Source organism: Neobacillus sp. MER 74 (genome assembly GCF_023714155.1).
This window is the reverse complement of the sequence record NZ_JAMAUV010000010.1, coordinates 131,134-154,537: the sequence shown is the minus strand read 5'-3', so window position 1 is coordinate 154,537 and position 23,404 is coordinate 131,134. Positions and strand designations below refer to the sequence as shown.

The window sequence follows — 23,404 nt, the reverse complement described above, 5'->3', positions numbered from 1 at the left end:
CTCCTTAAATTCATTTATAAAAATTCGAGAAGATGGCTCAACTCACCTTCCTACATTTAGAATTTATGGCTGGACGGGTGTACCTAAAACGACTTGTAAGACAAGATTCTACAGGGATTTGGACGGTTGTTGGGTTTGACCGGATTAATCAATAATATTGAATCAAAAACAGAGAACCACTAAGAGTCTTCAACTCTTAGTGGTTCTTTGCTTTTTGGCAGAATTGCATAGATTCCAATTCTTAGGAACAAACTAAATTAACCAGTTAATCGGAGTGAATGTTATGCATAACTCATATTGGTATTATGCTTTACTTGTTCTAAGCATCAGTTTATTTAGTTTTATACTATTCAAAAAAAGAAACACTCAATCACTATACTTATTATTAACAAATATAGGTGGGGCTTTTCTGATTGAGACTGTCATCTATAATTTCTTAGCCTGTTACAATTATAATCCGAATTTTATCAAGGCTAATGAATTCTATGACAACAATTTGGGCGCGTTTGTTTCAAATGCCTTTGCTTTACCGGTTGTGGCCACCTTAATTGCTGTTTTTCATTTAAATTGGATATGGATTATTTTTTTCTCGGGATTATTTGTAGGAATTGAGTGGTTGTTTTTAAAGCTGCATATTTACTCCCATAATTGGTGGAGATTAGCCTATACAGGACTGGGGCTCCCATTCTATTTTGCTATGGCCAAGATTTATTATCACTGGATTCTGCGTCCTTCCAAAGGATTCCAACATTATTGGATCCTTTATTTAATAACTGGCTCACTCTCTGCAAGTGCACATGTATTGCCCATCATTTTTTTCTCGAATCGAATATACTCCCCTGGTTGGTTCGAAAATCCTGGCCGTGACTCGATTGCCTTGGGTGCCATTTTCTATTTATGTGACAGTCTGTATTATTGTCTATTGACGAAACTTAGCTTAAAAAGGAATTGGATCAAATATATTTTCACGGGTTTCCTTATGTATGTAGTGAATCTAATGCTTATTAATGCTGGAATTCTTCGTAGCCTGGTCTGGTGGGACATCCCCTATTATGTAGGTTTATCAATTCTGCTCCTCATGCTGACAGAAATTATTGATAAAAGATTATCCCAATTGCCAAAGATACCTTTTGGCTACAGTTCCTCATAGCCTCAAATCCCCTGCTCCGAATAGCTAGATTCCCCATCATATCCTTCCTTTTTGCTGACATTATTTTTATTAAATTCGTTAAGAATAATGAATACACCTTCCTCCCTTTTTATTAGCGAAAAAAAAAAAAAGCGCTTGCATTTTTTCAAATTCGGCCTATAATACTTGTATACAAGTGTACTCGTATTCAATAAAGAAGGTGTAGCGATGATAGAATCAAAGGATTTATTATATCCGACCAAATGGCTCACGAAAGCTTCAGTCGGAGATCGGGTAACATATGAGCTAAGGATGCAGATTATTTCTGGTCTAATTGAAAGCGGCACCATCCTATCAGAAAATAAGTTAGCCGCTGATTTTAATGTGAGTCGATCACCGATTCGCGAAGCATTAAAAACCCTTGCTTCTGAAAATTTAATCCGGTTAGAGCGAATGGGTGCGGTTGTCATTGGTTTAACCAGCAAAGAAATAGTTGAAATTTATGATGTCCGATTACTGATTGAATCGTTTGTATATGAACGTCTTGTAAAATTAGACACTACATCATTAGTTAAGGAACTGAGTAAAATACTCGAGATGATGAAAATAGCCATCAAATATCACGATGCAGATGAGTTTGCCTATCAAGATCTCCTATTCCACGAAACAATTATTCGGGCAATCAATCATTCTTACATCACGATGATCTGGAATAATGCCAAACCAGTAATGGAGGCTTTCATCCTTTTATCGATGCGGTCCCGGTTCAAGGAAAAATACGAAGACTTTCCGCGCATTGTGGAAAATCATCAATTATATATTGATGCGATCGATGCAAAAAATAGAGACCTCATGATTCTATCCTTACATCAAAATTTCGATGATGTTCAAGGAAAAGTAGAAGACCTGTGGCGGTCTCAACAAATGCTTTCTAAAGGAGTCGAGCAAGAATAATGACAAACTATATGTTGGGGTTAGACATCGGCACGACTAGCACAAAAGCCGTTTTATTTAGTGAAAAAGGTGAAGTCATCCAACAAGAGAATATTGGTTACCCACTCTATACACCTGATATTTCAACAGCTGAGCAGGACCCAGAAGAGATTTTTGCGGCTGTAGTAAAAGCGATTTCAAATATTATGAAGCATCACCCACAAAAAGAAATTTCGTTTATTTCTTTTAGCAGTGCCATGCATAGTCTCATTGCTATGGATGAAAATGATCAACCGCTGACACCGTGCATCACATGGGCAGATAATCGCAGTGAGGCCTGGAGCCATAAAATAAAAGAGGAATTAAATGGACATGAGGTCTACAAACGGACAGGAACGCCGATTCACCCGATGTCGCCATTAAGCAAAATTACTTGGATTGTGAATGATCGTCCAGAGATAGCTAAAAAAGCGAAAAAATATATCGGGATAAAGGAATATATCTTTAAAAAGTTTTTTGACCAATACGTTGTCGATCATTCCCTTGCTTCAGCCATGTGCATGATGGATCTCAAAAAACTAGATTGGGACCAGGAAGCATTAAAAATCGCTGGAATTTCACGTGAACAGTTATCTAGGCTTGTCTCAACAACTGAGATTTTTACCAACTGTGACCCAGAATTAGCACACCAAATGGGGATAGATCCTCAAACACCTTTTGTGATTGGTGCCAGTGATGGAGTCCTTTCCAATCTTGGGGTAAATGCGATTCGAAAAGGGGAGATTGCGGTCACTATAGGGACAAGCGGTGCAATTCGGACTATTATTGATCAGCCGCATACCGATGAGAAGGGTCGCATTTTTTGCTACGCATTAACAGAAAAACATTGGGTAATTGGCGGGCCCGTTAACAATGGCGGGATGATTTTCCGCTGGGTACGGGATGAATTTGCCGCTTCCGAGGTGGAAACCGCCAAAAGATTAGGCATTGATCCATATGAAGTACTAACAAAAATCGCAGAAGGTGTACGGCCGGGAGCAGATGGATTGATATTTCATCCATATCTAGCGGGTGAACGGGCGCCATTATGGAATCCAGATGTACGCGGATCATTTTTCGGCTTAACGATGGCGCACAAGAAAGAACATATGATTCGCGCTGCCCTGGAAGGAGTTATTTACAATTTATATACAGTATTTCTAGCATTAATTGAATGCATGGAAGGTTCAGTGACACGAATCCAAGCAACAGGAGGATTTGCGAGGTCAGAGGTTTGGCGTCAAATGATGTCCGATATTTTCGACCTCGAAGTAGTTGTTCCAGAAAGCTACGAAAGTTCATGCCTGGGTGCTTGTATCTTAGGTTTATATGCTACGGGAAAAATCGATTCGTTTGATGTTGTTTCTGAAATGGTTGGAAGTACACACAAACATACGCCTAAAGAAGAGGCAGCAAGAGAGTATAGAGAATTACTGCCAATCTTTATAAACTTATCGAGAGTTTTAGAAGAAGATTATACACGGATTGCCAATTATCAAAGAGGATTAATTAATAGAAATAAATAAATTTTGGGGGAATTTTCATGCCATTAGTTATAGTTGCAATTGGGATCATAGCATTACTGATTTTAATCATGGGCTTTAAATTAAACACCTTTGTTTCACTTATCATTGTCTCATTCGGTGTGGCCATTGCACTTGGAATGAAATTAGATGAAATCATCGCAACAATTGAAGCCGGGCTAGGCGGGACACTTGGACATATAGCACTCATTTTCGGGCTTGGTGCAATGCTTGGTAAATTAGTTGCAGATTCAGGAGGAGCGCAGCGGATTGCGATGACTCTTGTTAATAAATTTGGTGAAAAGAATATTCAGTGGGCTGTAGTGGTCGCATCATTCATTATCGGAATTGCTTTATTCTTTGAAGTAGGATTAGTTTTATTAATTCCAATCGTATTTGCGATTTCTAAACAATTAAAGGTTTCTATTCTATTTCTTGGTATTCCAATGGCAGCAGCTTTATCTGTAACACACGGATTTTTACCTCCACATCCTGGACCAACAACCATCGCAGGTGAATATGGTGCAGATATTGGGGAAGTATTACTTTACGGCTTTATTATTTCCATTCCAACTGTCTTTATTGCTGGACCTTTGTTTACAAAGATAGCGAAAAGATTGGTTCCTGCATCCTTTACGAGAACTGGAGATATCGCCTCTTTAGGTGAGCAAAAAACATTCAAAATGGAAGACACCCCTGGATTTGGAATCAGTGTATTTACTGCAATGCTTCCTGTAATTCTAATGTCGATCGCTACAATTATTACTTTGCTTCAAAAAACAATGGGATTTGCAGATAACACTTTACTTGCCATTATCCGTTTTGTCGGCGGTGCATCGCCTGCCATGGTGATCTCGTTATTATTCGCTATTTATACAATGGGGTTAGCAAGAAATATTCCTATTAAAACAGTGATGGATTCTTGTTCAACAGCCATCTCACATATTGGGATGATGCTATTAATTATCGGTGGCGGCGGTGCCTTCAAACAAGTATTAATTAATGGTCATGTAGGAGACTATGTAGCTGAATTATTTAAAGGTACTTCATTATCACCAATTATTCTAGCATGGATCATCGCAGCTATTTTACGTATTGCCTTAGGATCTGCGACAGTTGCTGCTTTAACCACTGCTGGGTTAGTGATTCCAATGTTAGGTCAAACAGACGTGAACCTTGCCTTAGTCGTCCTAGCCACTGGAGCGGGTAGTTTAATTGCCTCGCACGTTAACGATGCCGGTTTCTGGATGTTTAAAGAGTATTTTGGTTTAACCATGAAAGAAACATTTGCAACCTGGACATTACTTGAGACAATCATCTCCGTTTGTGGTTTAGGTTTTATTTTAATACTAAGTTTATTTGTTTAAGATAAAGCCAATAGTGGGGGATTTATGTTCCCCACTATTGGCAGTTTAAAGGAGAAGAAAGTGAAATGGACAATACAATTGGAGTTATTGGATTAGGTGTAATGGGCAGCAATATTGCCTTAAATATGGCAAACAATGGTGAAAAAGTAGCGGTCTATAATTACACGAGGGATCTCACAGATAAACTTTTACAAAGAATTGACTGTGAAACGATCGCCCCGTATTACGACGTACAAAGTTTTGTTCAATCCTTGGAAACCCCTAGGAAGATCTTCCTTATGGTGACCGCTGGGGCAGCCATCGATTCAGTGATTTCATCGTTAGTTCCTTTTCTTGAGCCTGGGGACATTATTATGGACGGCGGGAACTCCCATTATGAAGATACGGCCAGAAGATATGAGGATCTGAAGTCGAAAGAAATTGAGTATTTAGGGATTGGCATTTCTGGTGGAGAGGTTGGCGCTTTAAATGGTCCTTCGATTATGCCTGGCGGGGAGAAAGATGCTTATGAAAAAGTAGCGCCCATCCTCACCAAAATAGCTGCCCAAGTGGATGGTACCCCATGTTGTACATATATTGGTCCAAAAGGTGCAGGGCATTTTGTGAAAATGGTCCACAATGGCATCGAATATGCTGATATGCAATTGATCGCTGAAGCCTATACCTTTTTAAGGGAAAGATTACAATTATCTGTGAATGAAATTGCCGATACCTTTGAAAAATGGAATCAGGGTGAACTGAAAAGCTACCTTATCGAAATCACAGCCGAAATTTTAAAGAAGAAGGATGAAAAAACAGGCCTGCCATTGATAGATGTCATTCTTGATAAAGTAGGGCAAAAAGGGACGGGTAAATGGACAAGTATGCAAGCTATCGATAATGGGATTCCCTTATCCATCATTACGGAGTCATTATTCTCCCGTTATGTATCATCTTTAAAAGAAGAACGTGTTTTTGCAGAAGAAATTTTAGCTGGACCGGAAGTGGAGCTGTCAATAGAAGATAAAGATTTGTGGATTGAGCATATTAGACAGGCTTTATATATGGGTAAAGTTTGTGCCTATGCGCAAGGGTTTACACAATATAAAATGACCTCTGACCTCTATGACTGGAACTTACCATTGGAGGAAATTGCACTTATTTTCCGCGGCGGGTGTATCATTCGTGCTGAGTTCTTAAACGTAATAAGTGAAGCCTATCAAACACAAGCAAATTTGAAGAATTTATTAATTGCTCCTTTTTTCGCTGAAAAAGTAAAAGAGTATCAATCAGGTTTAAGGAAAATCGTATGTGAGGGAATTAATTCTGGAATCCCCTTTCCTTGCTTAAGTGCTTCCCTTTCCTATTTAGATAGCTATCGAAGAGGCCATTCCAATGCCAGCCTTTTACAGGCTCAACGGGATTATTTCGGTGCCCATACTTATGAGCGAATCGATATGGATGGTGTTTTTCACACTGACTGGAACTAATCTTTAATCAATCACAAAGTCCTATACTCGTTATTGAGTATAGGACTTTGTTCTATTTTTAGATAGAGTGTGAATAGAATGAAACGAAAGGATTATGGAAAGAAAAGCCAACTAATTATAGGAGGGATTTTATGTCAACATCAAGAATACTGAAATGGGTTTCAGGTGGGCTTGAAGCATTACTGGGAATTCCTGTACTTGGAGGTACGATCGTTATCAGTCTTGTATGGACCCCTCTAGCAATTATGTTAATATTACATATTGTTACGTTGGTGATTACCAAAAAAGAGGGCAGCGGGTCCATTACAGGTAGTGTCCTTGGAATCATAACTTCATGTATAGGCTGGATTCCGTTTTTAGGAATGGTTATGCATATTATCTCTGCAGTTATTCTAATGGTTGATGCAGCTAAGGCAGAAGGCAATCAAGCAGGAAGCTAATCTTCCTGCTTGATTGCCTCACTATGTATAAAACCTCTCAAACCTACTCCCCCTGTAAAAATCAGATAGGAATACTAACAGTAATCTTATCTGATTTTTACTGATTAAACTATACTATTAAATGGAATAATCTTGGGGGATAAAGACTTTTAATTGTTGCGGCTTTACAAACACTTCTTCGCCTGTCTTTAGATTAAGGCTGCGAAATTGCTCCTTTCTTAATTCTACTTCTAGGTAGTCCCCGTTATCCTTTCGAATTAGTTCAAGTTGGACAGCTGCCCCAACTAAATGAATATAATTAATTTTGGCAGAAACTGAATCCTGACTGGCTTCCCTTTCGATACTAATATCATGCGGACGAACATAACCAACTGCCTCGGTATTCTCTATCTCCGAAAATTCTGGAGCATCGACTTCAAAATGCCCATTCCGTAATTTCCCGTTATGCAGACGACCTTTAAACAAATTCACATTTCCTAAAAAGTGATAAACAAAAGGACTGTTTGGATTTTCATAAACCTCTTCTGGTGTTCCAATTTGCTCAATCTTCCCTTCATTCATCACGACCACACGATCGGCAACATCCAGCGCCTCCTCTTGGTCATGGGTCACAAATATACTGGTAATCTGATAATCATCATGAAGTTTTCTTAACCATCTGCGAAGATCTTTCCGGACCTTGGCATCTAAGGCTCCAAATGGTTCATCTAACAATAGCACCTTAGGCTCCACCGCTAATGCCCGTGCTAATGCGACCCTCTGCCGTTGACCCCCAGACAAATTGGATGGATATCGATCGGCAAAGGCCTCTAGTTTTACTAACTTTAGTAATTCCATGACCTTTTCTCTTATTTCGTTTTTGGAAGGCCGTAATTTTCTGGGCCGCACTTTTAATCCATAAGCAACATTATCAAAAACAGTCATATGGCGAAACAAAGCATAATGCTGAAAGACAAATCCTACTTTTCGTTCCTTTGTACTGATGTGCGTAATGTCTTCTTCCCCAAACAGAATCGCACCTTGATTGGCTGCTTCTAAGCCCGCGATAATCCTCAGCAGCGATGTTTTTCCAGAACCAGACGGACCAAGCAGTGCAACGAGCTCCCCCGTTTGAATATCAAGATTTATTTGATCAAGAGCTTGGAAATTTCCAAATGATTTTGAGATATTTTGGATTTGAATACTCATCTTAATGCGCTCCTTCTTCTGATTCAAATGACTTTCTTGCTTTCCACTCAATGAAATTTTTTACAATCAGTGTAATGATGGCAAACAATGACATTAAGGAAGCCACCGCAAAGGCAGCGGAAAATTGATACTCATTGTATAAAATTTCGATATGAAGCGGCATCGTATTGGTCAGGCCCCGGATATGTCCCGAAACAACCGATACTGCCCCAAACTCTCCAATCGCCCGCGCACTGCAGAGAATAACCCCATATAGTAGTCCCCACTTAATATTCGGTAAAGTTACCAAAAAGAATGTTTTCCAGCCGCTCGCCCCTAGCGTCAGAGATGCTTCTTCATCGGCCGTTCCCTGCGTTTGCATTAATGGAATCAGCTCCCTGGCGACGAATGGCAGTGTCACTAAAAGCGTGGCCAGCGCAATTCCTGGTACTGCAAAGATGATTTTGATATTATGATCAATTAACCATTGTCCAAATAAACCATGGGCACTAAATAATAAAACAAACACCAATCCCGCAATCACTGGGGAAATGGCAAATGGAAGATCAATAATCGTAATCAATAGACTTTTTCCCTTAAAATTGAACTTGGTAACCGCCCATGCCGCAGCGACTCCAAAGATGGCATTTAGGGGAACAGTAATTAAGGTAATTATCAGTGTTAGCTTAATAGCCGATAATGCGTCTGGATTGCTAATAGCCTCTAGAAAAACTGCCGCCCCTTTATCAAAGGCTTTGATAAAAATAGCAACCAGTGGCAACACCAAAAACAACCCTAAGAATGCTAAAGCGAGTGTGATGAGTACCCAGCGCACAAGGCGTGGTTCAGAGTTGCTGGACGAAGCTTGGACCGGTGCTGTTGAATACTGCAATGAGACATTTCCTGCCATAAGGACCCCCTTCTAGACCTGTTCTTTTTCATCTGTAGTTTGCTATTTTTAGATTCGCTGATAGAACCGGTAAATTCGCTGATAGAATCAGTAAATTCGCTGATAGAACCGGTAAATTCGCCGATTGAACCGGTAAATTCGCCGATTGAACCGGTAAATTCGCCTTCCTCAAAAACAATTAAAATACTAAATAAATTTCCGATTCGTCCACCACTGCAATACGTTAATAATAAGTAAGGTCGTGAAAGAAAAGATCAACATCACGGCCGCAATGGCTGTTGCACCTGCATAATCATACTGTTCTAATTTCGTCATGATTAAAAGTGGGGTAATCTCTGTCCGCATCGGCATATTTCCTGCAATAAAAACTACCGAACCGTATTCCCCCAGGGCCCGAGCGAAGGCGAGCGCGAAACCAGTCAACGCAGCCGGCATTATTTCTGGAAATATTACTTTTACAAATGTTTGCGAACGGTTTGCCCCTAAGCTTGCCGATGCTTCTTCTATTTCTTTCTCCAAGCTTTGCAAGACGGGCTGGACGGTACGTACCACAAAGGGCAGACCAATAAAGGTTAATGCCAGTGTAATTCCAAGCGGAGTAAACGCCACCTTAAAACCTAAAAACTGTCCAATCCAGCCATTCTCTGTATACAATGTCGTTAAGGCAATTCCAGCAATTGCTGTTGGCAGGGCAAACGGCAAATCAACTAGTCCATCAATAATTCGTCGGCCCGGAAATGGATAACGGACTAGCACCCATGCGATTAATACGCCAAAAATAACATTAATAAACGCGGCGGAAAACGCTGCACCAAAGCTCAATTTATAGGAGGCAACCACCCTTGGATCTGAAATCGTCCCCCAAATTTTTGACCACTCAACTGTCACTGAATTAATAAAAATCATTGATAATGGCAGAATAACAAGAATGCTTATATAAAACATCGTAAACCCTAACGACAGGCCGAATCCCGGCAGAACACTTTTTCTTTTCATTTTCATACTTGCTAATCGAGCCATGAGGTTGACCCCTTCCAAATAATATACATGTAGGGCGCCCTCCATCACACTTGATAGAGGACACCCGTCCCACTGAACAACTTTTACGGCTGGTAAATCTGATCAAACGTTCCCCCATCATTAAAATGCGTCTCTTGTGCTTTTTTCCATCCCCCAAAATCGTCGTCAATGGTCACTAGATTAATTTTTGGAAAGACATCTGCATATTTATCAAGAATCGTTTGATTGCGAGGACGATAATAGTTCTTAGCGATTATTTCCTGTCCCACATCACTGTATAGATAGTTCAAATAGGCTTCAGCCACCTCTTTTGTTCCCTTTTTCTCGACGTTCTTATCCACAACTGCAACTGGTGGTTCGGCAAGAATACTGATGGATGGGACGACAATCTCAAACTTGTCTTTTCCTAATTCATTTAGGGTCAAGAAGGCTTCGTTCTCCCAGGCAACCAAGACATCACCAATTCCTCTTTCCACGAACGTCGTAGTTGCGCCGCGGGCTCCAGAATCTAAAACTTCTACATTTTTATATAGTTGGCTCATAAATTTCTTAACTTTCGTTTCATCACCATTAAATTTATCTTTTGCATAGGCCCAAGCAGCTAAGTAATTCCAGCGGGCACCACCTGACGTCTTTGGATTCGGGGTGATGACGGAAGTACCTTTTTTCGTTAAATCGTCCCAATCCTTAATTCCCTTAGGATTTCCCTTTCTAACAAGAAACACAATCGTCGACGTATATGGTGTGGAGTTATCCTTTAGGTTCTTCTGCCAATCCTTAGAGAGTAAGCCTCCTAGATTCGCAATTTCATCAATGTCATAGGCCAATGCTAATGTCACCACATCTGCCTCAAGTCCATCGATAACGGCACGGCCTTGCTTCCCAGAACCGCCATGTGATTGTTGAATCGTCACTTTTTGCCCTTTTTCGTTTTCCCAGTACTTAGCGAATTCTCCGTTAAATTCTTCATAAAGTTCTCGGGTTGGGTCATATGAGACATTCAATAATTGGACAGGTTCCTTCGTTTTTGCAGCTTCTTGTTTGGTTCCTCCATCCTTTTTCTCAGAACTTTGGTTGCTTGCCTGTGTACCGCATCCGGCCAAAATAAGAGCGATTAGAATAAGTACAGTTGTGAATTTGTAAGTTATTTTCATTAGTAATTTCCCCCTTTTATAAACGAAAAAGACTACTTAATCCTAGACCATTCCTTTTGAATGAATTTCTGCGTTACGGCCTTAGTAAAAGACCCGTCAGAAATGGTCATCCTTCGGATTGTCTAGAGAATAAGTAGCCTTCAGTGGACTGATCGGCAATATTTTTAAAATGAACGAGATAATAAGTGTTATTACTTTTGTTCTTTCGGGATGTACTTTTTTTGTTGTGCAAATCTAGTTTTCTCTGTTTTATCAATTTGGGTAATGCTGCCATCATGTACTGTTATCACCACAGATCCATACTCCAGCCCTTTAAGTATCGACAGTATATAATTTGCTTTTGCTTGATCCACGAATGCCATCATATCATCCTCTCTTATTCTACCAATTTCATATAAGAATACTTGGTTTTATTGTAAAAAAAAAATGATCCAATGACAGACAACAATGTGGACTGCACTTACTTATTGGAAAATTCATGATCAGTCACCTTCCTAACAAAAGAGGCCTATACCCCTTTATTATTTCTAAGAGTATAAGCCTTTGGTTTTCCAATCAGCTTAATTTAACGTTTACGATATATTTTAATTATTTACATTTTATTCTGACTTTTCCTACCTGTCAAGTGGGTTTTTAAAACCCATTTGAATTATTTTAAAATAAGTCGAAAAGCTTTTACGATAATACCATCATCGGCAGGCTCGAAGTCGTATTGGGGTAACCGCTCGAAACCCATTCGTTCATATAGATTCATCGCACTTACCATAAAATCCGCTGTGTGCAGGCCAATCGCTGGATATCCCTGTGCTTTTGCACGCTTCATACATTCTGAGATTAAGGCAGCTGCTACTCCTTTTCCTCGAGCGTGCGGTGTGACTGCGAGCATCCGGATCTCGGGATAATCCAACTCACCCACCAATCCTTCATAAGCATCAGTTTTGGCTGGAAATAAGGCAACACTACCTACGATACTCCCATCCAACTCCGCAACAATCCGTTCCACATTTTCCTGCAAATCTGCTTCTGACGAAATGGCTTGTTTAAGAGCCTGCCAATGCTCTTGTGGAATGCTTTGGGCATGTTCTTCATAGGAGTGAACTCTTTGCTCGCGAATAAATGGGAATTCATCCGCTGCAGCATCACGTATATTCATTTTTCCACCTGCTTTTAATCAAATTTTTTTCTCAGTCTATTAAGAATTTCTCAGCGTTTTTACTTAAAGCTTCTCGATGATGTTCCGATGTCAAACCAGATAGATCAGGGCCTTTCGGCAAAATAGTATATCCCTTTTGATCATTACTCGCAATATGGTTTGACAAATGGTAGTGCCGTTTAATCGCATCAAAATCTGTCGTATCACCAAACCCAGGAGTCTGATAAAGATCCCTTAAATAGCCCCATAGATTAGGAAAATCGACTATCCGATTTCGATTGGCCTTGAAGGCAGAATAATAGGCAGCATCGAAGCGAATTAACGTAGCATACAACCGAACATCAGAATCCGTAATAAAATCACCAAATAAGAACCGCTGTTTCGACAAACGCTCCTCCAGCTCATCCAATCTTGCAAATAAAGTGTCATATGCCTGTTCGTAGGCCTCTTGTGATTGGGCGAATCCACATTTATAGACGCCATTGTTGACCTCATGGAAAATGAGATCATTTATTGCATCAATTTCCGCACGTAAATGTTCCGGATACAAATCAGGTGCATGCTCTTTGTGAAAAGGAGCCCAGACCGTTTCGAGATAGTTTGTCAGTTTAAAATAATCATTATTAACGACCTTTTGTTCCTTCACATCCACGAAGACAGGCACCGTTGGCCTGCCAGTATAATCTGCAGCTGTTTTTAAATAAATTTCACTCATATACCTAATTCCTAATACTGGGTCAATGCCGTCCTCATCTAAAGAAAACTCCCAATCCACGTGGGGAAGATTCGGCCGCATAGGACTAGCTATCCCTAAACTGATTACTTCCTCTAACCCGAGAACACTGCGGACAATAACCGACCGATGGGCCCATGGGCAGACAGCAGACCATAATAATCGGTAACGCCCGGCTTCAACTGGCAGTTCCCCATCGTTTTGACCGAAAGGCGTAGTAAATCTATTTTTTTGACGATTAAACGCACCATCTGCAGTAATCTCTTTTGGACTTTTATATATTCCCTGATCATCTCGTGACATAAATGAATCCCCTCTAATAAATATTAAATTCTAAGTAATTCTATCGGTTTTATTAATTTTAGTATGATTAATCAATCTGTATAAGTCAATAATATTATCTGACTTCATTTAATATTCAGAATCTATACTCCTAAAGCGATCCCCTTCAAACGAAAAAGGACATCTCCATGTTGAAGATGTCCTTTCTCCGCTATTAAGCTGCTTTTTGTTCTTGATAAGGTTTAAGCTTGTGGCCTTCCCATCTAGTAATAACAATGGCAGCCAAAGAGTTTCCGACAATATTAACACAAGTTCGTGCCATATCAAGGATCCTATCAATCCCGGCAATAAACGCTAAACCTTCTACAGGAATTCCTACGCTTCCTAATGTAGCAAGAAGAACTACAAATGATACGCCTGGTACCCCCGCAATTCCTTTAGAGGTTAACATCAATACAAGTACTAAGGTGATCTGATGGCCAATACTCATATGAATACCATACATCTGCGCAATAAACAGCGCTGCGATCGCTTGGTAAAGGGTAGATCCATCAAGATTGAAGGAATATCCTGTTGGAATAACAAAAGATGTAATCGCCTTAGGACAGCCAAGTTTCTCCATCTTTTCCATGATCTTTGGAAGAACTGCTTCCGAACTTGCTGTTGAGTAGCCTAAAATTAATTCATCTTTTAGATACTTAATGAGATGGATAATGTTAAATCCAACAAGTTTTGCTGTTAAACCTAGGACAACTAAAATGAAGAAAAACATGGCTCCGTATACAACAAGAACTAGTTTACCCAATGGTATTAATGAAGCAACACCAAATTTTGATACAGTCACACCAATTAATGCGAACACACCGAATGGCGCTAACTTCATGATTTGGTTGGTAACATAGAACATCGCATCGGCAGTTCCTCTAAAGAAATTAATGATTGGAATCCCTTTCTCCCCAATTGCCGCAACTCCAAGCCCGAACATAACGGAGAAGAAAATGATTGGCAGCATTTCCCCGTTTGCGAGAGACTGAATGATGTTTGTAGGAACAATGTTTACAACAGTATCAATCATTGAATGAGATTCAGTTTGTTCCGCTGTGCTTACATAGCTGTTTATATCTGTTTTCGCAAGTTTTGATTTATCTACACCTGCACCTGGCTGGAATACGTTTGCAAATAGAAGTCCTAAAACAATCGCAATCGTAGTGATCACTTCAAAATAAAGCAGGGTTTTACCACCCAGTTTCCCCAATGACTTCATATCTCCAGTACCAGCAACACCCACGATTAAACTAGAAATAACAATGGGAACAACAATCATTTTAATTAAACGAATAAATATATCGCCAATCGGCTGCAGGTAACTTGCCACATGTGGATTACCATAAAAAACCGCACCGACAATGACACCGAGAATGAGCCCAATGAAAATCTGCCACGCTAAACTAATCTTCTTCATTTGCATTTCTCCTTTTCAATATAATAAAAGTTGATTACTATAATGAATCAACTCTGACTTATAAAATGAAATATTATTTTCTCTATTCAGTTATACTTAGTTTATATTATATAAATTCTCCTCATATAACAACAATTTTCTTCATGGAAATTACTCCTATTTGTAATATCAGAATAACAATATCCCTTATTTACCAAGACTTTTTTCCTAATATAATCGAAAAATTCCTATCTGAAAAGTATAAGAATAATGAAGATTTACAACCTGTACGAAAAGGTTCCCTACGTATTAGCCTAGCTATTGATGAATAGCCTAGTTGTAGATGGTTTTCCATACTTTTATATAGGAGGGGTCAAAATGGGGTATTATGTAAAGGTTGCCTCTCAAGTCAACATTTATGTAGAAGATATTAATCCCAAGAGCCATAAGACCGTCCTCTTTGTCCATGGCTGGCCTGCAAATCATAATTTATTTGAATATCAGTTTAATGTCCTTCCTTCCATGGGATATCGATGTATTGGGATTGATCTTAGAGGATTTGGCAAATCAGATAAACCATGGAAAGGCTACTCTTACGACAGAATGGCTGATGATATTCGCCAAGTTGTGAAAGCGCTTCGTTTACAGCATTTCACACTCGCTGGCCATTCAGTAGGTGGAGCGATTGTAATTAGATATATGGAGCGTCATAGCGGCTATGGGGTTTCAAAATTAGCCCTATTCGGTGCGGCTGCCCCTAGTTTTACCAAGCGGCCCGGCTTCCCTTTTGGGTTAGAAGCGAAGGATGTCAATACATTACTGGGACAAATTTATAACGATCGTCCGAAAATGCTCGCAGACTTCACGAACATGTTCTTCCATCAGGCAATCACCAAACCATTTTCAGACTGGTTTTTTCAATTAGGACTCCAAGCTGCAGGTCATTCCACCGCAGGTTTACTTAATTCCTTAAGAGATGAAACCTTATTCGATGATATCAAAAGGATTCAAGTGCCTACATTGATTCTTCATGGGAAACACGATCAAATTTGCCTGCCGCCGCTGGCTTCCGTCCTTCACCAAGGCATACAGAATTCTAAACTGGTTTGGTTTGAACATAGCGGGCATGGGTTGTTCTGGGAAGAGCAGAAGAAGTTTACCCAGGAATTGGCTAATTTCATTGGCTAGAATAAAACAAACGCTTCCTACATAAATAGTGGGAAGCGTTCATTATTATTGTTGGGGATATGCCTTTTGTAAAAATTGGATTGACTCGGTAATGAGCTCTTTTAATACAGAAACATCAATATCGGCAACTTTATTGATATAAACACACGCTTTCCCAGTTGTATATTTCCCAAAGTTTTTAAGTAATTCCTCACGCTTCGTCTCACCAGGTGCAAAATACAAACTAATTTTTGCCTTACGTGGTGAAAAGCCAACCAAAGGGGCATCTCCCTCATGACCAGATTCATATTTATAGTGATAAGAACCAAAACCAATGATACTTGGCCCCCACATTTTTGCCTCATAACCTGTCGTTTCAGTAAAGATATCAATTAATTTATACGCATCTTCACGCTTTTTCGGATTGTCTACTTGTTCAATAAACTCAATGACACTGTGCTCAGTTTCTTTTGTTTTTTGTTGATAACTCAATTGGTTCACTCCTTTGTTATATTTTAGTGAATATTGGTATGAAGGACAAATAACAGGCTTTTGTATTAATTAATACTCTTTCAATCCTTCCTTTCCTGCTATTTTGTTGCTTTTTCTCCAAATAAAAAAGGAGAGCAGCTCTACTCTCCTTCTTCTACAACTATGATATATCCATGTTGCTGCGGGCCGTCCTCGTATACTTCGCGAGAAACTATGTAATAGTTTTCCTTACTTTCGTCACTGATGACTAATTCACTTGGACTTTTGTCCACTGCTGCTGCTTCTAAGCTAAAATATGGCAATCCAAGTGTTGAACTATCAAATGGCATGGTTATCCCTCATTTCTATCTATTAAGATGTACATTCCCTTTGTAAAGTATAACAAATTTTTCCCCTTTGTTGTCCTAATGATTTTTCTTTAATTTCAAGTTATGGTACTCTCTTAAAAGAAAAATGAAAACGTTTTGGAAACGGGGGATTATTATGAACGTATTATGGGATTTTGACGGAACTCTTTTTGACACCTATCCAGCACTTGTCTCTGGATTCATCCGCTTAAGCCAACAAGATTTGGACCGTGATGAGGTTCTTAAATGGCTTAAAATTGATTCCAAGACTGCCTTTAAGCATTATGGAATCGGTGAGGAGCAGAGACTTGAATACCAAACTTTACATAATTATTATTCAAAGACAGAAAGCAAGCCATTTGAACACTTAAAGGAAGCATTATCCTCTGTGGAGAATAATATTATTGTGACACATCGTGATAAGGAATCCACTGTATTTCTGCTTGAGAAATACCAATTAAAAGACTACTTTAAAGACATTGTTTCCGTGGAGGAACAAGGATTTACACGAAAACCACACAGCTCCTCATATGAATATGTATTAAAAAGTTACCAAATTGATTTGGTTGTCGGTGACCGTAAGTTAGACTTAATTCCCGCTCGCAAATTAAAGATTAAAACATGCGCCTTTCAGAATCAAAACATTGAGGCGGATTTTCATATTGACAGCTATGCCGATTTTATTCCTGAAGTTCTAAACCGCCTTTAGGTTTTTATTAAAATTTTGAAACTTTATTGAATTTCATTCGTACAAGTATATATAGGTAGGATGAATGGCAGAATAAAAAAAATTATGATAGAACGGAAGATCGATATTGGGCTCTAATATTTTACTTATTGGACATTATGTTTTTGAGGCTTATTATTGGTTAATTTTAATATCCATTTTTGGTTCTTGGTTTCCTAAGTTTCAAGAAACCAAACTTGGGATCTGGATTGGCAAGTTGGTCGAACCTTATTTAGGCTTGTTCAGAAGGTTTATTCCACCACTTGGTCCAATTGATTTTTCACCAATTATTGCATTATTTGCCTTTCAATTTATCCGGAGATTTGCAATCGAAGGTCTTCGCCAATCATTGAATGTTATTGGTGTATAAGACAAAAAAAAGAGCTGCGCTGCAGCTCCTTTTTTCTATATCATCAATATTTCCCTTATATCCTCTTCAGTAAGGGTAGACATGACTTTCTCATCCGAATCAATAATTTCTTCGATAAGGTGCCTCTTCTTTTCCTGCAGTTCATTCATTTTTTCCTCAATCGTACCGCGTGCTACCAGCTTGATGACCTGGACGACATTTTTCTGACCCATTCGATGGGCCCGGTCGGCCGCCTGCTCCTCAACAGCAGGATTCCACCATGTGTCATATAAAATGACGGTATCTGCACTCATTAAATTCAAGCCGGTTCCTCCTGCTTTCAAGGAAATGAGGAACAAATCACGTTCCCCTCGATTAAATCGGTCGCAGATGTTGACTCGTTCTTCTGATGGGGTCTGTCCATCCAGATAAAAGTAGTTCAGCCCTTTTACCGTTAACTCCCGGCCGATAAGTTCGAGCATCTTCGTAAATTGAGAAAAAATTAACACACGTCTTCCAGAGAGCTTTGATTCTTCGACAATCTGCAAGAGCTGTTCAAATTTCGCCGAATTTCCTTGATAACCATCTACAAACAAACCAGGATGACAACAAATCTGCCGGAGCCGCGTCAAACCTGCCAATATTCTGATTCGATTTTTGCGAATCGTATCTTTGTCAAGATGCTTTAACGTGTCGTGCCTTAGTTTCGCCAAATAGGCAGCATACAATTTCTTTTGTTCTGGGAATAGTTCAACCGATTCCAAAGACTCCATTTTTCCAGGAAGTTCAGCGAGGACATCTTCTTTTAACCTGCGCAGTAAAAAAGGACGGATTCTACGCGCAATCGTTTTTCTTGAAAGCTTACTATATTCCTTTAACCCGAGAAACAGTTCTGGAAAAACAACATGAAAAATTGACCATAACTCCTCTAAGGCATTTTCCACTGGTGTACCTGTTAGCGCAAAGCGATGCTGGGACTGCAGTTTTTTTACTGCTCGGGCAGTTTGGGTCAACGAGTTTTTAAAAGCTTGTGCTTCATCGAAAAACACGGTATGAAACATTTGTTTCTCAAACCAGTTGATCTCGCGACGCAGCAATGGGTAAGAGATTATCATAACATCAACATTTGCCTGTTCTTTCAGGAGTTGGGTCCGCTCTGCTTTCGTTCCATCAATGACAATGGCGTTCAACTGAGGAGCGAATTTCCTGCATTCACTCAGCCAGTTATAGGTTAACGATGATGGACAAACAACAAGGGCCGGCTGCCTATTTTTTCGAATATCAGACTGGACCGATACAATATACGCGATGCTTTGAATCGTTTTTCCAAGTCCCATATCATCCGCCAATATTCCTCCGAAACCATAGTAAGCCAGAGTTTTCATCCATTTAAACCCGTGTTTTTGATACTCTTTGAGAATCGGATCTACACTTGAAGGCACCTCAAACTCTAACTTGCCTGGATGGTGCAGGTGATCCAGAAACTGCCGAAAGGAGTCCTCTAGTTTGAAGGCATCACTAATCTCAACCGTATCAAGGAGTTGAAGACTTTGCTCGATTGGTAAATCCAATCCACTGGCAAGATCCCTATTTTTGGCTAGTGGTGAATAAAGAAAACGTTGGATTTCTTCAAATTCTCTTGTCTGAAGCGAGAGCAGCGACCCGTTTGGCAGACGATAATATTTCCGCTTTTCCTCTAAAGCCGCCAAAACTTCACGTATTTGTCTCTCAGGAATACCGTCCATTTCAAATTTGAATTCAAGCCAGTTGGTCCGTTCCCTTTTGACCCTTACCCTTACCTGCGGACGAAAATTCTCTCTCGAAATCCGATTTCGAACACCTGTCGTTGCGTAAATCCGGACAAGGTTTTGGAGTTTGGGGACGACGTACGTTAAAAAATCATATTCCAGTTCTTCATTATGAAGAAAATATCCCCCGTCCGTCCTGGCAAACGCGCTATCCTCAAAAATCTGCAGGATTTCCTCTTCCTTTTCCACGTCACGGATCACTAACGATCCTGTCGGGAGATCTCTATTTTCTAAAGGATTAATGATTGTATTTTCATAATGAAATTCGAGCCCAGCAAGCAGGCGGTTTTTCACACGATCCAAGTAGAGTTTGGCTACAAGAGGTGTGGTCATCCATTGCTTCATGATTGCTTCGGCGATCGTAACTTTGCCTAATCTTTTTAATCCAGGCGCCACCTTTTCTAAAAAAAACTGGATTTGCTCTTCAGGAATCGGTATTTGACTCATTCCCGAGGCATCAAGCATCCTTTTCAGGTCGAAAAGACGTTTAAAGTCCTGCTCTACCAGTTGTTTTATTTTCCCTTCAAATAAAACAGAATGATAAGCTTCAAAGAAAATCATTCGCTGCAGATTTTTGACTCTCAGCTGATAGCCATTTCCATCCGCTCTAACAAAATCAAACTGTAAAGGCAGCCCTTCGTCAGACACATGCAGTCCCTGATAGACTCGGCCCTCATACTCCACCAGCACCTTAGTTATCTTTCGTAGGAAAGAAAGCAGGCGTCCCCATGCGGAAGATGGAATAAATAGCATTTGCTGTGTATTGATATTGTTATTGGTGTCAGGCACCGCATCCATATAAACTTTTTCATCAAGGACTACTTGGCAGAGTTGCTCGAGTACGTCATTGTATTCTTTTTGAAAGCAGTGCTGATTTGGGTCAAAATTAAATGAATTGGAGAGTTTGAAGTTCTTTCCTGCTCTCAACTGTTCCAGAAAGACACGGATGTTTTGTATTATGACGGATTCGAGTGTAACTTCAATCGTAAATAAATGGCTTCCATTGCCTATATCAACGGGTTTCAAGATAAACCCAATATCCAGCACGGTTCTTTTTTCAAAATGCAGTTGATGACTGCTAGACCGGACCGGCCGGTCGGTAAAAATATTCAATAACCCTTCAGTGAGTTCCTGATTGGTTGAATGAGCGGCGCTCGTGCTCGGGATCGTTCCTTTTTGTTGATGCTCGTAAATGGCTAATAAAACGGCGGCAATATGCTGACAATCCTTCGAAAAAGAAGCCAGCTTCGGGCAGCTGCATTCCGTTCGAAGATCATCATCTGGACCAATCTCAATGGTTACATGAAAATCTTCATCACCTCTCACGGTTGCCTGACAGCGATGTGGCAGATATTGATGAAATATAACTTTATTTGTTTGATAAAAATACTCTCCCCGTTTGAAGGAGACAGTGCCACACATTTCTTTAATCCGTTTATGAGATAATGTTACGTTCAAGTGTCCTGCTCCCTCCTGAGGTTTGGGCTCTGCCCCCATTAAGATTTATAGAACATTATAGCATAACTACATTTTCACTTTCTCTCTTCTCTAAAAGATTGTTGCTTCCATAGATTCGCTCATTGAAACCCGAGATTCGCTTGTTAAAGCCTAATATTCGCTCGTAGAAGCCCAATATTAGCTCATAGAACTCTAAAATTCGCTCATAGACTGGATAAACCATAAAAAAATCCTGAACTTTCAAAATTTTAAGTGTAATTTTACACAATATTTCTTTTTTTGTGATTTACTCATTGCTTTGTAACAACTTTATTCATGAAAACTGCCTTTACTTTTGAATGAAAAAACGCCTGCCCTTATAGAACGGAGGGCAGACGCTTAATTATGAAAATCTATTCTTCAAAACCAACTCTCATTGTATCCGGATGAGAACCTGCGCGGCTATCTTGATTTAATCCATCGATTTTTTCCATATCCTCAGCGGATAATTCAAAATCAAAAAGATCGGCATTTTCGATAATGCGATGTTCTTTGATCGATTTTGGTATAGTCACTACACCATGCTGCAGATCCCAGCGCAAGATCACTTGAGCAACAGATTTATTATATTTATGGGCAAGGTCTTCCAAAACTGGTTCATTTAGAAGCTGCCCTTGTTTTAACGGGGACCATGCTTCCATTTGAATGCCTTCCTTTTTACAGTAAGCCAGCAATTCTTTTTGGGTTAAATGTGGATGGAATTCTACTTGGTTTACCATTGGTTTAATCTCTGCGGTACTGATTAAATCTTCTAGATGATGAACAAGGAAGTTACTTACACCAATGGCGCGGACACGGCCATCTTTATAGAGTTTTTCCAATGCCTTCCATGTATCTTTATACTTATTTTTTCCAGGCCAGTGGATTAAATACAGATCCAAATATTCAAGTCCGAGCTTGTTAAGACTAGTTTCAAAGGCTGCTAACGTCGATTCATAGCCTTGATCAGAATTCCATACCTTAGAGGTGATAAATAATTCTTCACGCGGCACGCCTGATTCTTTAATGGCCTGACCTACGCCTTCTTCATTTTTATAAATAGCGGCAGTATCAATACTAATATAGCCATTCTTAATGGCTGCTTTAACGGATTGAACGACCTCTTCTCCTTCATTCACTTTGAATACACCTAACCCCACCCATGGCATTTTTACACCATTATGTAATGTAGTAGTGTCTTTTAAATTTGTTGGCATCAACTATTCCTCCTTTTTATTATGGCTGTGTAAAATTGTCTGTTGCTTTCCGTTCCAGGCACTTCGCTTTCCGCGGGCGTGCCGGGGAGCCTCCTCGTCGCTTTGCTCCTGCGGGGTCTCCCCTGCCCCGTACTCCCGCAGGAGTCTTCGTGCCTTCCACTCCAATCAACAGAGTGCAAAAATCAACATTAACCTCTAACACAACCTTTATTAAAAATCGAAAAAAAGACGAAGGGTCTTTGTTTCGATACTAGAAAACAGCTCTATGGGTTACAGTTTATCTTCCTCTAGCGGCTTGAACTTTTTCAATATACTGTTTTGCATACTCAGTAATTTTGTTAAAATCCCCTGTTTTTGCTGGTGCCAATAGATTACCACCTACTCCAACGGCTACGCACCCATTCTTAATCCACTGTTCAACATTGTCTAAGCTGACTCCACCAGTTGGCATAATATTTATTTGTGGAAGCGGCGCTTTTACTGCTTTAACAAAATCTGGACCAAAGGCACTGCCAGGGAATAGTTTCACAATATCAACTCCCGCTTCTAATGCACGTTTCATTTCGGTGAGGGTCATACAGCCAGGCATATATGGAACTTGATAAAGATTGCATAATGTTGCCGTTTCCTGGTCAAAGGCTGGACTCACTACAAACTGTGCCCCCGCTAAAATGGCAATCCGAGCTGTCGCTGCGTCAAGTACGGTTCCTGCGCCAATCACTACATCATTATTATCTTGATAAAGGGCTGCTAATTCTTTAATCACTTCATCTGCGCCTTGGACGGTGAAGGTAACCTCAATCCCTTGAATACCGCCTTCTACACAGGCTTCTGATATGTTAACAGCCTCTTCTTTTGAGTCTGCCCTTACAACCGCAACCACACCACATTCCGCAATTTTCGTTAAGATATTGATTTTTTTCATCATCGGAATCACATTCTTTCTACTTATTTTCTTTTCAAAAAAGTATTTTCAAATAGTTTTCATTATTCTTATTTAAATTTACAAAATCACACTCTTATCGTATCATATAATAGAACAGCGTTCCAAAAATATGAAC

At 39.8% G+C, this 23,404-nt stretch carries 23 protein-coding genes; 9 read left to right on the top strand and 14 right to left on the bottom strand.

All coding sequences use genetic code 11. The features are described from left to right. Positions 1 to 283: 283 nt before the first annotated feature. From M3610_RS17480 to M3610_RS17455, 6 genes are all read left to right on the top strand, one after another. Complete coding sequence (locus M3610_RS17480) at positions 284 to 1,150, top strand: hypothetical protein (protein WP_251461000.1); 867 nt, start codon at positions 284 to 286, stop codon at positions 1,148 to 1,150. A 207-nt stretch (positions 1,151 to 1,357) separates the two neighbouring features. Beyond that, complete coding sequence (locus M3610_RS17475) at positions 1,358 to 2,083, top strand: GntR family transcriptional regulator (RefSeq protein WP_098575865.1); 726 nt, start codon at positions 1,358 to 1,360, stop codon at positions 2,081 to 2,083. Next, positions 2,083 to 3,627 carry a gluconokinase gene (gene gntK / locus M3610_RS17470; protein WP_098575866.1) on the top strand — a complete coding sequence of 515 codons (1,545 nt, stop codon included), beginning with the start codon at positions 2,083 to 2,085 and terminating at the stop codon, positions 3,625 to 3,627. Before M3610_RS17475 ends, gntK begins: the two co-directional genes overlap by 1 nt. 17 nt (positions 3,628 to 3,644) lie before the next feature. After that, positions 3,645 to 4,991: a GntP family permease gene (locus M3610_RS17465; RefSeq protein WP_098575867.1), complete on the top strand. Its 1,347-nt coding sequence runs from the start codon at positions 3,645 to 3,647 to the stop codon at positions 4,989 to 4,991. A 65-nt stretch (positions 4,992 to 5,056) separates the two neighbouring features. Further along, a complete protein-coding gene (gnd, locus tag M3610_RS17460) occupies positions 5,057 to 6,460 on the top strand; it encodes a decarboxylating NADP(+)-dependent phosphogluconate dehydrogenase (RefSeq protein WP_251460999.1) in 1,404 nt (467 codons plus the stop codon). Positions 6,461 to 6,591: 131 nt separating this feature from the next. Continuing rightward, on the top strand, positions 6,592 to 6,900 hold the full coding sequence (locus M3610_RS17455; RefSeq protein WP_098575869.1) for a hypothetical protein: 309 nt from the start codon (positions 6,592 to 6,594) through the stop codon (positions 6,898 to 6,900). Between the two features lie 117 nt (positions 6,901 to 7,017). On the opposite strand, the gene M3610_RS17450 is transcribed toward M3610_RS17455, so the two are convergent. From M3610_RS17450 to M3610_RS17415, 8 genes are all read right to left on the bottom strand, one after another. Further along, positions 7,018 to 8,088, bottom strand: a complete 1,071-nt coding sequence (locus M3610_RS17450) for a sulfate/molybdate ABC transporter ATP-binding protein (RefSeq protein WP_098575870.1) — start codon at positions 8,086 to 8,088, stop codon at positions 7,018 to 7,020. A gap of 1 nt (position 8,089) precedes the next feature. Then, positions 8,090 to 8,977, bottom strand: coding sequence for a sulfate ABC transporter permease subunit CysW (cysW, locus tag M3610_RS17445; RefSeq protein ID WP_098575871.1), 888 nt, complete (start codon positions 8,975 to 8,977; stop codon positions 8,090 to 8,092). Positions 8,978 to 9,163: 186 nt separating this feature from the next. Then, positions 9,164 to 9,997, bottom strand: coding sequence for a sulfate ABC transporter permease subunit CysT (gene cysT, locus M3610_RS17440; RefSeq protein WP_251460998.1), 834 nt, complete (start codon positions 9,995 to 9,997; stop codon positions 9,164 to 9,166). An 83-nt stretch (positions 9,998 to 10,080) separates the two neighbouring features. Beyond that, the gene (locus M3610_RS17435) at positions 10,081 to 11,151 is read right to left on the bottom strand and encodes a sulfate ABC transporter substrate-binding protein (RefSeq protein WP_251460997.1); all 1,071 of its coding nucleotides are present in this window, start codon (positions 11,149 to 11,151) and stop codon (positions 10,081 to 10,083) included. Positions 11,152 to 11,342: 191 nt separating this feature from the next. Further along, the gene (locus M3610_RS17430) at positions 11,343 to 11,513 is read right to left on the bottom strand and encodes a YezD family protein (protein WP_180230223.1); all 171 of its coding nucleotides are present in this window, start codon (positions 11,511 to 11,513) and stop codon (positions 11,343 to 11,345) included. A gap of 287 nt (positions 11,514 to 11,800) precedes the next feature. Then, positions 11,801 to 12,304 (bottom strand): GNAT family N-acetyltransferase, encoded by a 504-nt coding sequence (locus M3610_RS17425; protein WP_251460996.1) that lies wholly within the window; start codon positions 12,302 to 12,304, stop codon positions 11,801 to 11,803. Positions 12,305 to 12,335: 31 nt separating this feature from the next. Continuing rightward, positions 12,336 to 13,340 (bottom strand): glutathione S-transferase family protein, encoded by a 1,005-nt coding sequence (locus M3610_RS17420; RefSeq protein WP_251460994.1) that lies wholly within the window; start codon positions 13,338 to 13,340, stop codon positions 12,336 to 12,338. A 193-nt stretch (positions 13,341 to 13,533) separates the two neighbouring features. Next, the gene (locus M3610_RS17415; RefSeq protein ID WP_098575876.1) at positions 13,534 to 14,781 is read right to left on the bottom strand and encodes a cation:dicarboxylate symporter family transporter; all 1,248 of its coding nucleotides are present in this window, start codon (positions 14,779 to 14,781) and stop codon (positions 13,534 to 13,536) included. Between the two features lie 357 nt (positions 14,782 to 15,138). Here M3610_RS17415 and M3610_RS17410 point away from each other — a divergent pair, with 357 nt between their 5' ends. Continuing rightward, on the top strand, positions 15,139 to 15,948 hold the full coding sequence (locus M3610_RS17410; protein ID WP_098575877.1) for an alpha/beta fold hydrolase: 810 nt from the start codon (positions 15,139 to 15,141) through the stop codon (positions 15,946 to 15,948). Between the two features lie 45 nt (positions 15,949 to 15,993). Here M3610_RS17410 and M3610_RS17405 read toward each other — a convergent pair whose 3' ends face one another. Both M3610_RS17405 and M3610_RS17400 read right to left on the bottom strand, forming a co-directional pair. Next, a complete protein-coding gene (locus tag M3610_RS17405; RefSeq protein ID WP_098575878.1) occupies positions 15,994 to 16,419 on the bottom strand; it encodes a DUF1801 domain-containing protein in 426 nt (141 codons plus the stop codon). Positions 16,420 to 16,559: 140 nt separating this feature from the next. Next, the gene (locus M3610_RS17400) at positions 16,560 to 16,748 is read right to left on the bottom strand and encodes a hypothetical protein (protein WP_098575879.1); all 189 of its coding nucleotides are present in this window, start codon (positions 16,746 to 16,748) and stop codon (positions 16,560 to 16,562) included. A gap of 154 nt (positions 16,749 to 16,902) precedes the next feature. Between M3610_RS17400 and M3610_RS17395 the strand changes: the two genes are divergently transcribed. Both M3610_RS17395 and M3610_RS17390 read left to right on the top strand, forming a co-directional pair. Beyond that, positions 16,903 to 17,475 (top strand): HAD-IA family hydrolase, encoded by a 573-nt coding sequence (locus M3610_RS17395; RefSeq protein ID WP_251460992.1) that lies wholly within the window; start codon positions 16,903 to 16,905, stop codon positions 17,473 to 17,475. A 106-nt stretch (positions 17,476 to 17,581) separates the two neighbouring features. Further along, positions 17,582 to 17,863 (top strand): YggT family protein, encoded by a 282-nt coding sequence (locus M3610_RS17390; RefSeq protein ID WP_098575881.1) that lies wholly within the window; start codon positions 17,582 to 17,584, stop codon positions 17,861 to 17,863. 35 nt (positions 17,864 to 17,898) lie between these two features. Here the strand turns inward: M3610_RS17390 and M3610_RS17385 are convergent, their stop codons facing one another. From M3610_RS17385 to M3610_RS17370, 4 genes are all read right to left on the bottom strand, one after another. Beyond that, positions 17,899 to 21,108, bottom strand: coding sequence for a DEAD/DEAH box helicase (locus M3610_RS17385; protein ID WP_251460990.1), 3,210 nt, complete (start codon positions 21,106 to 21,108; stop codon positions 17,899 to 17,901). Positions 21,109 to 21,500: 392 nt separating this feature from the next. Continuing rightward, complete coding sequence (locus M3610_RS17380) at positions 21,501 to 22,343, bottom strand: aldo/keto reductase (protein ID WP_251460988.1); 843 nt, start codon at positions 22,341 to 22,343, stop codon at positions 21,501 to 21,503. A gap of 19 nt (positions 22,344 to 22,362) precedes the next feature. After that, on the bottom strand, positions 22,363 to 22,545 hold the full coding sequence (locus M3610_RS17375) for a hypothetical protein (protein WP_251460986.1): 183 nt from the start codon (positions 22,543 to 22,545) through the stop codon (positions 22,363 to 22,365). 75 nt (positions 22,546 to 22,620) lie between these two features. Next, positions 22,621 to 23,268, bottom strand: a complete 648-nt coding sequence (locus M3610_RS17370) for a bifunctional 4-hydroxy-2-oxoglutarate aldolase/2-dehydro-3-deoxy-phosphogluconate aldolase (RefSeq protein WP_251461026.1) — start codon at positions 23,266 to 23,268, stop codon at positions 22,621 to 22,623. Positions 23,269 to 23,404: the final 136 nt, after the last annotated feature.

Bases quoted from the DNA above. Each gene is read 5' to 3' on its own strand.
- M3610_RS17480 (WP_251461000.1), top strand. From the start codon at position 284: ATGCATAACTCATATTGGTATTATGCTTTACTTGTTCTAAGCATCAGT.
- M3610_RS17475 (WP_098575865.1), top strand. From the start codon at position 1,358: ATGATAGAATCAAAGGATTTATTATATCCGACCAAATGGCTCACGAAA.
- gntK (WP_098575866.1), top strand. From the start codon at position 2,083: ATGACAAACTATATGTTGGGGTTAGACATCGGCACGACTAGCACAAAA.
- M3610_RS17465 (WP_098575867.1), top strand. From the start codon at position 3,645: ATGCCATTAGTTATAGTTGCAATTGGGATCATAGCATTACTGATTTTA.
- gnd (WP_251460999.1), top strand. From the start codon at position 5,057: ATGGACAATACAATTGGAGTTATTGGATTAGGTGTAATGGGCAGCAAT.
- M3610_RS17455 (WP_098575869.1), top strand. From the start codon at position 6,592: ATGTCAACATCAAGAATACTGAAATGGGTTTCAGGTGGGCTTGAAGCA.
- M3610_RS17450 (WP_098575870.1), bottom strand. From the start codon at position 8,088: ATGAGTATTCAAATCCAAAATATCTCAAAATCATTTGGAAATTTCCAA.
- cysW (WP_098575871.1), bottom strand. From the start codon at position 8,977: ATGGCAGGAAATGTCTCATTGCAGTATTCAACAGCACCGGTCCAAGCT.
- cysT (WP_251460998.1), bottom strand. From the start codon at position 9,997: ATGGCTCGATTAGCAAGTATGAAAATGAAAAGAAAAAGTGTTCTGCCG.
- M3610_RS17435 (WP_251460997.1), bottom strand. From the start codon at position 11,151: ATGAAAATAACTTACAAATTCACAACTGTACTTATTCTAATCGCTCTT.
- M3610_RS17430 (WP_180230223.1), bottom strand. From the start codon at position 11,513: ATGGCATTCGTGGATCAAGCAAAAGCAAATTATATACTGTCGATACTT.
- M3610_RS17425 (WP_251460996.1), bottom strand. From the start codon at position 12,304: ATGAATATACGTGATGCTGCAGCGGATGAATTCCCATTTATTCGCGAG.
- M3610_RS17420 (WP_251460994.1), bottom strand. From the start codon at position 13,340: ATGTCACGAGATGATCAGGGAATATATAAAAGTCCAAAAGAGATTACT.
- M3610_RS17415 (WP_098575876.1), bottom strand. From the start codon at position 14,781: ATGAAGAAGATTAGTTTAGCGTGGCAGATTTTCATTGGGCTCATTCTC.
- M3610_RS17410 (WP_098575877.1), top strand. From the start codon at position 15,139: ATGGGGTATTATGTAAAGGTTGCCTCTCAAGTCAACATTTATGTAGAA.
- M3610_RS17400 (WP_098575879.1), bottom strand. From the start codon at position 16,748: ATGCCATTTGATAGTTCAACACTTGGATTGCCATATTTTAGCTTAGAA.
- M3610_RS17395 (WP_251460992.1), top strand. From the start codon at position 16,903: ATGAACGTATTATGGGATTTTGACGGAACTCTTTTTGACACCTATCCA.
- M3610_RS17380 (WP_251460988.1), bottom strand. From the start codon at position 22,343: ATGCCAACAAATTTAAAAGACACTACTACATTACATAATGGTGTAAAA.
- M3610_RS17370 (WP_251461026.1), bottom strand. From the start codon at position 23,268: ATGAAAAAAATCAATATCTTAACGAAAATTGCGGAATGTGGTGTGGTT.